At 70.4% G+C, this 13,605-nt stretch carries 11 protein-coding genes and 1 pseudogene; 6 read left to right on the forward strand and 6 right to left on the reverse strand.

Features of this window, described 5'->3' with window-relative positions:
- Positions 1–93: 93 nt before the first annotated feature.
- Entirely contained in the window at positions 94–1,260 is a 1,167-nt protein-coding gene (locus CRP49_RS22390; protein WP_097254999.1) for an LLM class flavin-dependent oxidoreductase, read from the reverse strand.
- A 240-nt stretch (positions 1,261–1,500) separates the two neighbouring features.
- On the opposite strand from CRP49_RS22390, the gene CRP49_RS22395 reads away from it, so the two are divergent.
- Entirely contained in the window at positions 1,501–2,403 is a 903-nt protein-coding gene (locus tag CRP49_RS22395; protein ID WP_097255000.1) for a TIGR03619 family F420-dependent LLM class oxidoreductase, read from the forward strand.
- Between the two features lie 59 nt (positions 2,404–2,462).
- Here the strand turns inward: CRP49_RS22395 and CRP49_RS22400 are convergent, their stop codons facing one another.
- The 3 genes from CRP49_RS22400 to CRP49_RS22410 all read right to left on the reverse strand — a co-directional run bounded on the left by CRP49_RS22400 (position 2,463) and on the right by CRP49_RS22410 (position 7,281).
- A complete protein-coding gene (locus tag CRP49_RS22400; protein WP_097255001.1) occupies positions 2,463–3,230 on the reverse strand; it encodes an AfsR/SARP family transcriptional regulator in 768 nt (255 codons plus the stop codon).
- A gap of 153 nt (positions 3,231–3,383) precedes the next feature.
- Complete coding sequence (locus tag CRP49_RS22405) at positions 3,384–6,245, reverse strand: helix-turn-helix transcriptional regulator (RefSeq protein WP_143670022.1); 2,862 nt, start codon at positions 6,243–6,245, stop codon at positions 3,384–3,386.
- 244 nt (positions 6,246–6,489) lie between these two features.
- Positions 6,490–7,281 (reverse strand): thioesterase II family protein, encoded by a 792-nt coding sequence (locus CRP49_RS22410; protein WP_179851712.1) that lies wholly within the window; start codon positions 7,279–7,281, stop codon positions 6,490–6,492.
- A gap of 572 nt (positions 7,282–7,853) precedes the next feature.
- On the opposite strand from CRP49_RS22410, the gene CRP49_RS22415 reads away from it, so the two are divergent.
- The 3 genes from CRP49_RS22415 to CRP49_RS22425 all read left to right on the forward strand — a co-directional run bounded on the left by CRP49_RS22415 (position 7,854) and on the right by CRP49_RS22425 (position 11,054).
- Positions 7,854–8,693 carry a helix-turn-helix domain-containing protein gene (locus tag CRP49_RS22415; RefSeq protein ID WP_097255004.1) on the forward strand — a complete coding sequence of 280 codons (840 nt, stop codon included), beginning with the start codon at positions 7,854–7,856 and terminating at the stop codon, positions 8,691–8,693.
- A gap of 160 nt (positions 8,694–8,853) precedes the next feature.
- Entirely contained in the window at positions 8,854–9,861 is a 1,008-nt protein-coding gene (locus CRP49_RS22420; protein WP_097255005.1) for a beta-ketoacyl-ACP synthase III, read from the forward strand.
- A gap of 272 nt (positions 9,862–10,133) precedes the next feature.
- Positions 10,134–11,054 (forward strand): tyrosine-protein phosphatase, encoded by a 921-nt coding sequence (locus CRP49_RS22425; RefSeq protein WP_097255006.1) that lies wholly within the window; start codon positions 10,134–10,136, stop codon positions 11,052–11,054.
- Between the two features lie 223 nt (positions 11,055–11,277).
- Here CRP49_RS22425 and CRP49_RS49150 read toward each other — a convergent pair.
- A pseudogene (locus tag CRP49_RS49150) lies at positions 11,278–11,451 on the reverse strand (MazG-like family protein); the annotation flags it as partial.
- 68 nt (positions 11,452–11,519) lie between these two features.
- Entirely contained in the window at positions 11,520–12,065 is a 546-nt protein-coding gene (locus CRP49_RS22430; protein WP_097255007.1) for a DoxX family protein, read from the reverse strand.
- A 129-nt stretch (positions 12,066–12,194) separates the two neighbouring features.
- Here CRP49_RS22430 and CRP49_RS22435 point away from each other — a divergent pair, with 129 nt between their 5' ends.
- On the forward strand, positions 12,195–12,521 hold the full coding sequence (locus CRP49_RS22435; protein WP_097255008.1) for a hypothetical protein: 327 nt from the start codon (positions 12,195–12,197) through the stop codon (positions 12,519–12,521).
- Positions 12,522–12,602: 81 nt separating this feature from the next.
- A complete protein-coding gene (locus CRP49_RS22440) occupies positions 12,603–13,589 on the forward strand; it encodes an aldo/keto reductase (protein ID WP_179851713.1) in 987 nt (328 codons plus the stop codon).
- Positions 13,590–13,605: the final 16 nt, after the last annotated feature.

The raw sequence follows: 13,605 nt of genomic DNA on the forward strand, positions 1-13,605 counted from the left end.
CATCCGCCGTCAGCGGGGTCGGCCGAGCACAGCGCCGCTGCCGCACCAGGGCGAACATCGCCCGGTGCGGCAGCGGCGTTCGATGACGATCGCTCAGCCGGCGGCCGAGCCACCCCGCGGCCGCGCTCCGTGATCGGGCAGAGTGAGCTTGCCGCCGAACAGGTCGCGGTTCTCCTGGTACCACCGCGCGGACTCGGCCAGCGGGCGCGCCGAACCGGTGAAGTGGGGAGCCACATAGCGTGCCAGCAGGTCATAACTGCGCTTGGTCCGCTCCGGATCGGCCCAGTCCTGGAGATACACCAGGAGGGTGCCGAAACCGCCGGTCTCCTCCTGCATGCGCCGGATGCCCGCCACGCAGTCCTCGACCGACCCGACGATCGCGCTGCCGGCCTCGATCGCCGCCTCGATCGCGTTCTCCGGCTCGACGCCGGGGATGTTCACGTCGAGCCCGCGCAGATCACCCCAGTACTCGTAGGCCCAGCGCTGGTAACCGGCGCGCACGTCGGCGATGGCCTGCGCGCGCGTCTCGGCGACGTGGATCGGCAGCGTGATCCGCCAGTTCCCGCGGTCGACCGTCCTGCCGTGCTCCGCGGCGGCCTCCTCGGCGTACCGCCATTGTGTCTTCATGTCGGGAGGCCGGTGACCGGGCCGCGACACACCGAACGAGACGGTGCTGATGCCGAGTTGGCCGGACAGCCGCACGCTGTGGGGGGAGGCGACGCTCGCGGCCGCGATCTCCACCTTGCCCGCCCGGTACGGCGCGAGCTGGAGCTTGGCGTCCTGAAGTGTGAACCACGGCGTCTTCCTGGTGACCGGCTGGTCTCCGTGGAGCAGTTCCACGACCGCCTCCAGGGACTCGCCGAACATGCGGCGCATCTCCCCCCACTCGCGGCCGAGCATGTGCGCGTCCACCGGACTGCTGCCCGCCCCGACCCCGAGGATGAAGCGGCCACGGGTCAGATGGTCGAGATGCATGGCGCGGGTGGCCACCATGAACGGATGGTGATAGGGCAGTGTCATCACACCGGTGGCCAGTTTGATCTGGCGCGTACGCTCGGCGGCGGCGGCCACGAACAGTTCCGGGACGCCGATGCTGTTCCAGCCCAGCGAATGGTGTTCGCCGATCCAGAATTCATCGTAGTTGAGCCGGTCGAACAGCTCGATCAGTTCGAGGTCCCGCTCGAACTGAAGGGTGGGATCCTCGCCCAGCGGGTGGAACGGTGCCAGAAACGCGCCGAATTTGAGTCGTTCCGGATACATCAAATCCCCTGTCTGTCATGGATGATTCGCCGCCTGAACGAATATATGGGCTGGGTCGCGGCACAGGGGGGAGTCAGTTTCTCCTATGGGTCGCACCACCAGTGCCGGCGGTAGGGGGACCAGCGCGCTCTGGAGCACCGCTTTCCGCTCCCCTAACGTGGGTGAAGCTGCCGGAAGGGATTCCGGTGCGTTCTTGCACTGTCCTTGCTGATGACATTCCAGAGCGGGTGGAGCGGACATATGCGTCTGGGCTTCGGTCTTCCGACATTCGGTCCGGCGGCCAACGAGGTGAACGGCATAGCCCGGTTCGCCGCCGACGCGGAGAAACTCGGCGCGAGCAGCCTCTGGGTCGGCGACCGGCTGTTGACCCCGGTGGATCCGACTGTCGGATATTCGCCCGGTTCCCTCTCCATTCCGGACGAATTCCGGGTGGCGGCCGACCCGTTGACGGCCTTGGCGGTCGCGGCGGCGGCCACCGGCGAGGTCCGGCTGGGCAGCAGCGGCATCAACGCGCCGTGGTACCCGCCCGCGCTGCTGGCCCGCGCGCTGACCAGCATCGACGTGGCCAGCGGTGGCCGGCTCATCGCCGGGTTCGGGAGCGGCTGGTCGCCCGAGGAGTACCAGGCCGCGGGGGTGCCGTTCGACGGGCGCGGTGCGCGGCTGGACGAACTGCTCGACGTGCTCGTGGCCTGGTGGACGACCAACCCCGTGGAGCACCGGGGCCCGCTGTTCACGATCCCGGCCGGTCACGTCGAGCTGAAGCCGGTGCAGCGGCCGCATCCCCCGATCTATCTAGGCGCGTTCGGACGACGGGCATTGCGGCGGATCGGTGCGCGGGCCGACGGCTGGATGCCGGTGTGGTGGGCGCCGGAGGCCTTTCCGGCGGCGCGGCTCACCGAGGGGTGGGCGACCGTCCGGCACGCGGCCGAGGAGGCCGGGCGGGACCCGGACGGGATCGGGGTGATCCTGCGGGTCAACGTGGCCGCCGGCACGCCGGTGACGGTGGTCGCCGAAGAGGTGATGAAGATGCGTTCGGTGCTGCCGGCATCCGAGGTCTTCGTCGACTTCACCTTCGTGACCAGCACCGTCGACCACACCCTCGACCTGGCCGGGAGCCTGCTGGACCTCGTCTCGGCGGGGTGAGGACCGAGAGCGGACAGGGCGCCGGGTGAGGACGACTCGCACCCGGCGCCCGTGGCGGTTCACGCCGCCGCCGGCACCCTCAACTCCTCGTCGGCCAGGATCTGCTGGTGCAGCTCGTGCAAGGGCCGGCACGGCGTGATGCCCAGCTCGCGGTCGAGCACGGACCGCACGCGCTGGAAGGCATGCAGGGCGTCGGCCCGCCGGTCGGAGCGGTACAGCGCGAGCATCAGCTGCCGGTGGAACGCCTCGATCAGCGGATGCTTGTTCACCAGCGCGTACAGCGGCCCCACCAGCTCGCGGTGCCGCCCCAGCATCAGGTCCGCCTCGTTGCCCAACTCGACGCACTCCAGCCGGGTCTCCTCGGCCCAGGTCGCGAACTCGTCCACGATGGGGCCGCCGCGCAACTCGCCGAGTACCGTGCCGCGCCACAGCGCGAGTGCCCGGCCGCAGGCCACGGAGGCCTCCTGGTACCGCCCGGCGCAGAACGCGGCCCGGCCCTGCCGGGCCAGCCGCTGGAACTCGTGCGCGTCCAGGCTGCCGTCACCGAGCTCCAGGACATAACCGGGGAACCGGGTCACGATCGGGCTGTGGCCCTGATCCGTGCGTCCGAGCAGTTTGCGCAGCTGCGATATGTAGACGTGCAGAGTGGCGGCGGCACGGCGCGGGGGCGAGTCACCCCAGATCTCGGTGCACATCTGGTCCATGGAGACCACATCGTCGGCACGCACCACCATCGCCGCGAGCAGGGACTCCATCTTCGGAGCGGTGACCGTGAACACGTCCTTGCCGTCACTGATGCGCAGGCTTCCCAAGATCTCGAATCGCATGACGCTGCCTTCCTGGTGGGGGGAGGCCCGACGACGCTCGGCGCGACACTGGGCCGGAGCACTCGTCGAGGCGGATTGCTGCGGCAGACCATTGCCGCGCCACTCGCCGGAAGATTTCCTCTTGTAATTGTCGTCGTACCTGATTTCAGCCTCTCAGGGAGTCTGTGTACGTGCATCAGTAGAAACACGTACGGCCATCAGCCTGGCCAGCTCCGCCCGGGAACCGATCTCCAGTTTCCGGTAGATACGGGAGAGGTGGACCTCGATCGTGCGCGGGCTCACCCGCAGTGTCTCGGCGACCTCGCGGGTGCGTCGCCCGGTGCCGACCAGGCGCGCCACCTCCAGCTCGCGCCGGGTCAGGGGCGCGAGGTCGGGTGCCAAAGGCACGGGCGAGGGTGCCGCGGAGGGCCGGCCGCGCTCATGGGGGCCCTCCTGGGGGCTGCCCGACGGCAGCTGGGCGAAGAGCGGCACCTGCCAGTGATCGGCCAGTTCCCGCGCGGCGGTCCACAGCCCTTCCGCCTCCTCGGGCCGTCCGCGGGCACTCGCCGCCCCGGCGGTCCGTACGGCCGCACTCAGGCTCTGGAGTCTCAACTGCGCTCCGTCGAAGAGGCGTTCGGCCTTCCGGTAGGCGGTGATCGCCGCGGCCGGCTCGTTCTGCTGGGTGAGCACATGGCCGCGGGCCAAGAGCGCGTAGGCCCGTGTGTGCGGCAGCGGGCAGACCTTCATCGCCCGGAAGGCGCGCTCGGCCCACAGCGCGGCGCGGATGCCGCTGGAGACGGAGGCCAGGGCGAGCAGCTCGTAGGCCCGGGTCCGCAGCGGAGGGCTCAGTGCGCCGAGGTCGGGGGCGCCCAGATCGAGCAGCAGGTCCAGGCAGCGTTGCTGACTGCCCTGGAGCAGAAGGGATTCGGCAACCGTCAGCACGGCCAGGGAATGCCAGGTGTCGCTCCAGTGGTGCAGGGCCCGCAGCGCTTCCTCCGTATAGGCCGAGGCACGGCTGCTGCCCGGCGGCTCCGCGTAGGTGATGCAGAGCGCCTCCTGGGCCATCGCGTACGCCCGCAGCCGGTCCGCGCCCAGGCGTCCGGCCAGGTCCGCGGCGTCGGCGGCCGAGCGTCGCGCGCTGTTCAGCCGGCCCTGCCGCAGCTGGGCCTCGGCGAGTCCGCTGAGCAGCGTGGGGAGCATGGTGTCGGGGGAGCGGCCCGCCGAGACGGCGATACCGCGTGTGTAGCGGGACTCCGCCTCCTGCGGCCGCCCCAGCAACAGGGCGCACCGGCCGAGCAGGGCGAAATACTCCGTGTGCAGGCGTATTTCGGAGTTCGGGAGCTCGTCCATCTGCCGTACCGCGGCGTCGTAGGCGGCCAGGGACCGCGCGGTGCGGCCGGCGGTCAGTTCGGCGAGGGCGTGCAGCGACAGGGCGCCGGCCAGCGTCGTCGCCCGGCCACCGGAGCGGGCCAGCTGGAGCGCGGTGGAGGCGAGGACGGCCAGTTCGCCGTTGTCGCACAGGGACGACACGATGCCCCGGAAGATCGTCAGCCGGGCGAGCAGATCCGTGTCGGCGGTGGAGCCGGCCCGCGCGAGTTCGGTGCGCAGCAACGCGTCGGCCTCGGCGAACCGTCCGTGCAGGCACTCCACCAGCACACAGACGCGTATCGCCGCGTGGTGCGCCTCGTCCGGCCGTATCCCGGCATCCTGGGTGAGCAGGTGCCGTAACGCCTCGTTGTCGTTGAGGTAGTCGGTCGCCTGGAGTGCCCGGGCCAGGGGCGGGACCAGGCCGAGCAGCCGGCCCGGCGAGCGGTCGTCCGAGGCGAGGCCGCGCAGCGCGAGCAGGAGCCAGCGCAGGGCGTCCTCGGGGGCGCTCAGCGCCGCCTCCTTGCCGGCCCGGGCCAGCGTCTCCAGGTCCTCCGGGGTGAAGGTGCTGGTGGACAACTCGATGTGTACGGCACGCTCGGCGGCCGGGGCGGCGCGCTGGTTGAGGACGGTCAGCGCCCTGCGGTGGGCCTGCCGGCGTCGGCGGTGGTCCGCCCGCTCGTGCACCAGCTCGCGCAGCACCGGGTGGCGGAAGACGAACCGGGTGGCGGAGTGGGGCAGCGGGCGCAGGATGTCGAGCCGGATCAGCCCGGTGACGGCCATGCACACCTCGTCGAAGGGCAGCTCGCAGACGTCCGCCACTTCCTCACGGGTGAAGCGGTCGCCCAGCACCGCCCCGGACTCCGCCACGAGGCGTTCGACAGGGTTCAGCAACTCCAGCTCGGCGGTGAGCGGGGCCAGTCGGCCGGTGACCAGGTCGGCGGTCAGGGAGGGCCTGAGCGGCGCGGACTCACCGAGCACCAGCAGATTCAGGATGTTGCCCTGGCTCTCCAGATACGCCGACCGCAGCCAGCCGGTGTCGGGCCGTACGTTCAGCAGCCGGGCCGCCTGTTCCGGGTTGATCGGCCCCAACCCGACGCGGGTCACCCGGCCCTGTTCGGCACCGTAGGCGAGCGTGCTGAGCAGTAACGGGTCGGCCTGCCGGGGCCGGTGGGCGATGACGATGAGCAGGGGTGCCCTGAGCGACCAGCGCACCAGGTGGTCGGCGAGCTCCAGGGACTTCGGGTCGGCCCAGTGGAAGTCGTCGAGCACCAGCAGCAGCCCGCCGTCGGCGGCGTCGGCCAGCAGGGCGTGCACCGCCTGGGACAGCGGGAGCGGCTGGGGCGGGGGATCCGTGCGGCTGCGCCGGGCGCACAGTCCCGCCCGGACCAGTTCGGCGTGGGCCGGTGAGAGCCGGGCCAGCCCCTGCGGCGTCACCAGGTCGCCGAGGGCCCGGGTGAAGACACAGAACGCGTCCCGTTCCGCCGGGTAGCAGCGGCCGTCGAGCACCCGGACTCCCTGGTCCCGGGCCGCCGCCATCAGTTGGGCCAGCAGCCGTGTCTTTCCGGACCCCGGGTCCCCGTGCAGTTCGACGACGCCGCCGTGGCCGTCCCCGACCCGCTGGAGTGCCCGCAGGAGCTGCAGTGATTCACCGCAGCGCACCGATGCCACGCGTGGAGTGTCCGTGGTGGCCAAAGATGTTTCCACAATGACTGAAACCTTTCCCCCGAACTGTCCAATCGTTTCCACGATAACGACTGCTGTTCGAATGAAGGGGGTGGCTCCGTGAGTGGTAAACAATCGATGGCGTGCGAAATCGGTTATTCCTGGTCGGTTTTCTTGACCAAGTTTTTATTTCCGGTTGGTCTGTGCAGCAATGTTTTCACAGTCCCGACATCTGGGGCCGGCCCTCGGCTCATATCTCCTCGGTGGCGACCGGGAGCAGCTGGGAGATGACCCGCAGCGTGGCCTCGGGGTGCTCCCGGTGGAAGAAGTGGCCGCCGGGCAGGGTGTGCACCCGGAAGTCGTACGAGGTGTGCCGCGCCCACTCCCGGGCCTGCGCCGGCGTGAGCAGCGGGTCGCTCTCGGCGGCCAGTACGCGCAGCGGCACGGGCAGCGCCTCGGCGCGGCGACGCGGGTGGCTGTGCACCAGACACAGATCGTCCCGCAGCAGCTCGACGGACCTCCGCAGCCAGTCCGGGTGGCGCGCCACTCTGTCCGGGACACCGCCCAGGCCCCGCATCCACGAGGTGAGTTGAGCGTCGGAGGCGTTCTGCGGGGCGACGGCGGAGTGAGGCAGATGCGGCGGCGCGCACGCCCCCACCACCAGCAGCTCCGGCGCGCGCCGGCCCGTCGCCACGCGGCGCCGGGTCAGCTCGTGGGCGATCAGACCGCCCAGGCTGTGCCCGTACACCGCGTGGTGCCCGTCCAGCAGGGGGTCGAGTTGCTCGTCCAGCTCGTCCAACAGCCGGTCGAAGTCACGGAACCGAGGCTCGCGTACCCGGCGCTCCCGCCCCGGCAGTTGCACCGGGACCACCGCGACGTCCGGACCGAGGCCGGCCTGCCAGGTGGCGAAGGAGGAAGCGGCACCGCCCGCGTGATGGAAGCACAGCAGCCGGATCGCCGCGCTGTCCGGCAGCCGCTGCCACGGCAGCAGACAGGGCGGGACGGTTCCGGCCCCGGAGGCGAGGCCATCGACGGTCTTCACCTGTTCAGCCCTCCCATTCAGCCCTCCCAGGCTCTGCGCCCGCAGGATGCGCTCCGCGGGCTCGGTATTCCGGGACGGCTCGTGACGGAGGAGAAGCGCCGAACCGTCGCCGCCCCGCCCGGCGGGAAGCCGCCGGGTCACGGCCGCGTCATCGTTGGCGACCTGTCTAAAGGCGCCCTAACGGCGGCCTAGGCCCGACGGCCGGGACAAGGGGAAGCCGGGGCGACGGGAGAACGGAGTCCTGGCCAGAGCTTCTTAAGCCGTGCTTTGGCTCGCCCGATTAGACCTGCCCATGCACTTGGGCGTCATCGACTGGACCTGCCCATGCACTTGGGCGTCATCGACGCCACGACGACAACGAGTCGGAGTTCGACCTGTACCTGGAGGTGACAGCGCATGGCGCGTCGGCCGCCGCGCGGCGATGCCGTGCTTCAAGTCCCCCTTCCGCAGGGGCATCTCGGTGTCCGACCATGGAGGTGTAACCCCTGTCACGTGCCGCACACGGCAGAAGAGCAGGTGGGTAAGGTGGCGTATATCTCAGTACCCATGACTGGACAAAGGGGCGGGAAGTCATGACGACTGGCCGTCAATTAAGGGAACTCGGACAGTTCTTGAAGGTGCGCCGGGCGGAAGTGAACCCCACCGAAGTGGGTCTGCCACGGGGCGGCGTGCGCAGAACACCCGGGCTGCGCCGTGAGGAAGTGGCACTCCTGGCCGGTGTGGGAGTGTCCTGGTACACCTGGATCGAGCAGGGCCGGGCCGAGAACGTGTCCGCCGAGGTCCTCATCGCGATCTCCCGGGTCCTCAACCTGGACGACACCCAGCGCCAGTACGTGTGGCGCCTCGCCGGTCTGGGCTCGTCCCACTTCGCCTCCTCGCCCCCACCGGACGGGGAGTCCTTCAAACCCTTCGTCGACAACTGGCTGCCCAACCCGGCCTACATCGCCGACCGGGTGTGGAACGTGGTGGTGGCGAACGCCGCCGCCCGCGAACTGCTCGCGCTGGACTCCGGCTGCGGCAACCTCGTGGAGGACTTCTTCCTCAACCCGCGGACACGTACCCGGTATCCGGACTGGGAGCAGGACACGGCGACGGTGGTGGCCCGGTTCCGGGCGCACACCGCGAACCATTCCGGCGACCCCCTGCTGGAGGCGATGGTGGACCGGCTGCTCGCGCGCAGCGAGCAGTTCGCGAAGCTGTGGAACGCGCAGGAGGTGCAGGAGGACTCCTGCGGCATCGACCTGCTCCAGCATCCGCGGGCCGGTGAGCTGTCCCTGCGGCGGACGACACTGGACTTCACCCCCAGGCTGGGACTGCGGCTCACCGTGTTCATGCCGGTCCCCGGGACCCGCGCTGAGCGAGCCCTGTCGCTGCTCACCCTGTCGCGGGAAGTCAGAGGCTCCGCGGCCTGAGAGTCGGGTTGTCCCACCGGTCCGGCGGGGCAACCCGACCTTTTTCGAACCCCTGCCGCCCCGCGAGGCCCGCACCCGTCACGACCACCACCAGAGAACAGAGCCACCACAGCGAGGACACACAGAACCGGACACCACCCAGGAAATTTGGGGGAGACACATGCCCTACGCCGTCCTGCGCGGGCTAGGCACTTATCTACCGGCGAGGCGCGTCACCAACGACGAACTCGCGGAGATGTTCGACACTTCCGACGAGTGGATCACCACCCGTACGGGAATCAAGGAGCGTTGCTGGGCCGAGCCCGGCCAGTCCACGGGTGACCTGGCCACCGAGGCCGGCCGTCGTGCCCTGAAGTCCGCCGGTCTCGACGACGGGGCCGATGTGGGCCTTCTGGTCGTCGCCACCACCACACCCGACCATCCCTGCCCCGGTACCGCGCCCGACGTCGCGGCCCGGCTGGGGCTCGCGAACGCCGCCGCGTACGACATCTCCGCGGTGTGCTCCGGCTTCGTCTACGCCCTCGAAGCCGCCGCCAACGCCATCCAGGCGGGCCGGGTCGAGCGGGCGCTGGTCATCGGGGCCGAGACGTATTCCACGATTCTCAGCCCGAACGACCGCACCACCTCCGTGATCTTCGGTGACGGCGCCGGGGCTGTCGTGCTGTCCTGCGGCGCCGCGGACGAGCCGGGCCGGCTGCTCGGCTTCGACCTGGGCAGCGACGGCACCGGCAAGGACCTCATCCAGATCCCGGCGGGCGGGTCCCGGCAGCGCGGCAGCGGTCTGGCCGCGGCCGAGGACGACTACTACTTCACCATGCAGGGCAAGAAGGTGTTCGCCCACGCGGTGCACCGGATGTCGGACTCCTCGCTGGCCCTGCTCAAGAGCGTCGGCTGGAGCGCGGACCAGGTCGGGCACCTGGTCGGCCACCAGGCCAACCTGCGCATCCTCAGGGCCGTCGCCGAGCAGCTCGGCCTCGACACCGACCGTGCCGTCACCAACATCGAAAAGGTCGGCAACACCTCCGCCGCGTCCATTCCCCTGGCTTTGGCCGATGCGGCGGCCGCGGGAGCGTTCCAGCCCGGCGAGCGCATGCTGCTGACCGCTTTCGGCGGCGGCCTCACCTGGGGATCCGCCGCTCTCACCTGGCCGGACATCACCCCGGTCTGACCGGGTGGCCCGGGTACGGCGTGAACGACAGCACGTGCCCGCGCACCGCGCCCCTCGCGCGCTCTTCCGCTTCCTCGCCTACTGGTACGCCGCCCAGGGCAGATCTGCGCACGACGCCGTACAAGAACGGCAGCACTTGAAATGAGCGCGAGGGGCGCCCGCATGCGAACGGCGTCCTCGCTTCCCGTCCAGGCGTTTCATGAGCATCCGTATTCCGCTCTCAAGATCCCAGCGCTAGCTTCGCCCCCCTGTTTCCAGGAAGGGGCACCCACATGAGACGCAAAGCACGTGCTGCCAGCGCAATCGCCCTCACGCTGGCCCTCGCCGGCCCCCTCGCTCCCGTCGCCGCCCAGGCGATGCCGGCGGCCCAAGCGAGGACGGCGCCTGCTTCCCAGTCCGTCTACACCTCCCGCGTCCTCACCATCCCCGGCACCGTCAACGCCCGCGACACCGGCGGCTACCGCACCTACGACGGCAAGACCACCCGGTGGGGTGTGCTGTACCGGTCCGAGAGTCTGGCCAGGATTCCGCCGGAGGGTGTGACCGTCCTGGGCAACCTGCACCTCGGCAACGTCATCGACCTTCGTACCCCCACCGAGGTGCAGGCCGACGGAACCGACCGGCTCCCGGCGGGCGTGGCCTCCGTCCCTCAACCGGTCGACGACACCAGCCTCTTCGCCTTCATCGGGCAGGTCGTGCGCAGCAAGGACCCGGTGTACCAGCAGGCCATGCTCGGAGACGGCAAGGCGGAGGAGCGGATGCGCGCCCTCTACCGGGGCTTCGTCACCAACTCCGGTAATCGGGCCGCACTTGGCGCCGCCATCCGTACCGTCGCGAACTCCACGAAGCCGGTCCTCTTTCACTGTTCGGCGGGCAAGGACCGTACCGGAGTCCTCGCCGACACGATCATGCGAGCCGTGGGCGTTCCCGCATCGACTTCCGAGAGCGACTACCTGCTGTCCAATCAGCTGCGCGCCGCCTCCGATCAGGCCTTGCGCGACCAGCTCAAGGCGGCCGGCTACCTGCAGAATCCCGACCTGCTCATCCCTCTCCAGGAGGTGCGCAGCGACTACCTCGCCGCCTTCCGGGACCAGGCCGTGCACGACTACGGCAGCTTCGGAGCGTTCCTGACCGACGGCCTCGGCCTCGACGTGTCCACCCTGACTCGCCTGCGGGACCGCCTCGTTGGATGAGTACCCCCATGCCCCCCCATGTCGGCATCGCGGGGCGCGAGAGCGCGCAGGACCGATGGAGAGCGGTGGCGTGCCTGTGGTGCCCACCCCGGAACTGCCCGAGATCACGAACACCGACGGCTGCTACATCATGTCTTCCGGCACGCGCAGTCCGTCCGCCTCCCGGGGACGCATCCGACAGTGGATGGATGAGGGTTCCGACCGTGGGCAACGGCGCCGGTAGTCAGTAGGGGCGGCGCGCCACCCTCGCCAGGTGTCCCGTGAAAACCTCCCGCGCCTCCGGCGTCAGCGTCCGCAACGCCACCAGCGCCGTGATCGCCACATCGCACAGCTCCGCCTGGACGTCCTCCCACGTGTGGGTGACCCCCTTGCGTGGGTTCTGGCCAGGCGGTCCCACAGTTCGTCGATCGTCGGCCAGAGGGCGGGGGGAGGTGTCGCCCCGAAGCTTGGCATGTCCCGGGTGGACTAGTCCTCGAACAGGACCTCCTGCTCGCCCTCCACCTTCGCCCGCACCCGCCGATTCCGTGCCCCCACCACCACCGCCGTAGCCGCCGCCGTCAGTCCCAGTGCCACCGGCACCATCCAGCCCCGGTCGAAGACATGCCCGGACGCGTGGTCGAGGGAGAGGCGGCCGGGGCCCGCGATGGCCAGGCCGGTCGCGGCCAGGCCCAGGGTCGCCGCGTACTCGTAGCCACCCTCCTGGGCGAAGAAGCCGTTGGGCTTGTGGACCGCCGCGGCTCCGGCCATCGCGCCGGCCGCCGCCGCGCCCGCCGCCGGGGTCGCGAGGCCCAGGGCCAGCAGAGTGCCGCCGCCCGCCTCCGCCAGCCCCGCCGCCGTCGCGCTCGCCTTGCCCGGCGCATAGCCGACGGACTCCATGAACTGGCCGGTGCCCTCCAGGCCGTGTCCGCCGAACCAGCCGAACAGCTTCTGCGCACCGTGTGCGGCGAGCACCCCACCGGTCCCCAGCCGGAGCAGCAGCAGGCCCAGATCACGTCGGTCGTAGCAGGTCACGGTTGCTCCCATCAGTGCCTAAGAAGTCCGTTGTCACCGTCGCATCCCGCGCACCGACGGGCCCGTCGTGGATGGCGTTCGGGTGGCGTTCGGGTGGCGGGGCCGGGGGAGCGGTGTGAGCCTGGCGCCATGACGATTCAGCCAGCCAAACTCAGCGACCCGGCCGTCCGGGCCTTCGTCAACGCCGTGAACTCCCACGACCGTGAGGGCTTCATGTCCCTCCTCGCGCCCGGCGCGACGATGTCCGACGACGGCTCCGACCGCGACCTCGCCGAGTGGATCGACCGGGAGATCTTCTCCTCCAACGGCCACATGGACGTCGACAACGAGTCCCGGGGCGGCCGCGACCTCATCGCCCGCTACCGCAACGACGCCTGGGGTGAGATGCGCACCAAGTGGCACTTCGAGGTCGAGGACGACGGCAGGATCTCGCGGTTCGAGACCGGGCAGGCGTAATCCCCGCACAAGATCCCCCGCACAAGATCTCCGCGCAACCGCTTGCCTTCGTGTGCGCTTCAACTCCTAGCGTTCCCAGGCATGGAGACCACCAGCAGGACACTGGGACGCAGCGGTATCGAAGTGAGTGCCCTCGGCTTCGGGTGCTGGGCCATCGGCGGTGAGTGGCAGGCAGCCGACGGGCAGCCGCTCGGGTGGGGGAAGGTCGACGACGAGGAGTCGGTACGGGCCGTTCGCCGTGCCCTCGACCTCGGCGTCACCTTCTTCGACACCGCCGACGTCTACGGCACCGGGCACAGTGAGGAGGTTCTGGGCCGTGCGCTGGGCAAGCGCCGGGACCAGGTCGTCCTCGCCACCAAGTGGGGCAACGTCTTCGACCCGGACAGCCGCACTCTCACCGGCGCCGACGACTCCCCGGAGTACGCCCGCCGGGCCCTGACCGCGTCCCTGCGTCGCCTCGGCACCGACCACGTCGACCTCTACCAGCTGCACCTCTCCGACGCGGAACCGGAGAAGGCGGGGCAACTCCGTGACCTCTGCGAGGAGTTCGTCAAGGAGGGGCTCGTCCGCGCCTACGCCTGGAGCACCGACGACCCCGCCCGCGCCGCCGTCTTCGCCGAGGGGGAGCACTGCGCGGCCGTACAGCACGCGCTCAACGTGCTGCAGGACGCGCCCGACATGCTGGCCCTGTGCGAGCGGCTGGACCTCGCCAGCATCAACCGCAGCCCGCTCGCGATGGGGCTGCTGACGGGTAAGCGGCACACCTCCCTGGAAGCCGGGGACATTCGGAGCAAGCCGCCGGCCTGGCTCCAGGGGTTCGGGGGCGACGGGTCCGGCTCCGATCCCGAGTGGGTGAGCCGGGTCGAGGCCCTGCGGGACATCCTCACCAGTGATGGCCGCACCCCTGCCCAGGGCGCCCTGGCCTGGCTGTGGGCGCGCAGCCCGCGTACCGTCCCGATCCCGGGCTTCCGGTCCGTCGCCCAGGCCGAGGACAACGCCGGCGCGATCGCGAAGGGGCCGCTCACCGCAGAGCAGTTGGCCGAGATCGACCGCCTGCTCGGGCGATGAGCGGCCCCGACGAGCC

Origin of the sequence: Streptomyces sp. Ag109_G2-15 (assembly GCF_900215565.1) — a bacterium.
Taxonomy (GTDB): domain Bacteria; phylum Actinomycetota; class Actinomycetes; order Streptomycetales; family Streptomycetaceae; genus Streptomyces; species Streptomyces diastatochromogenes.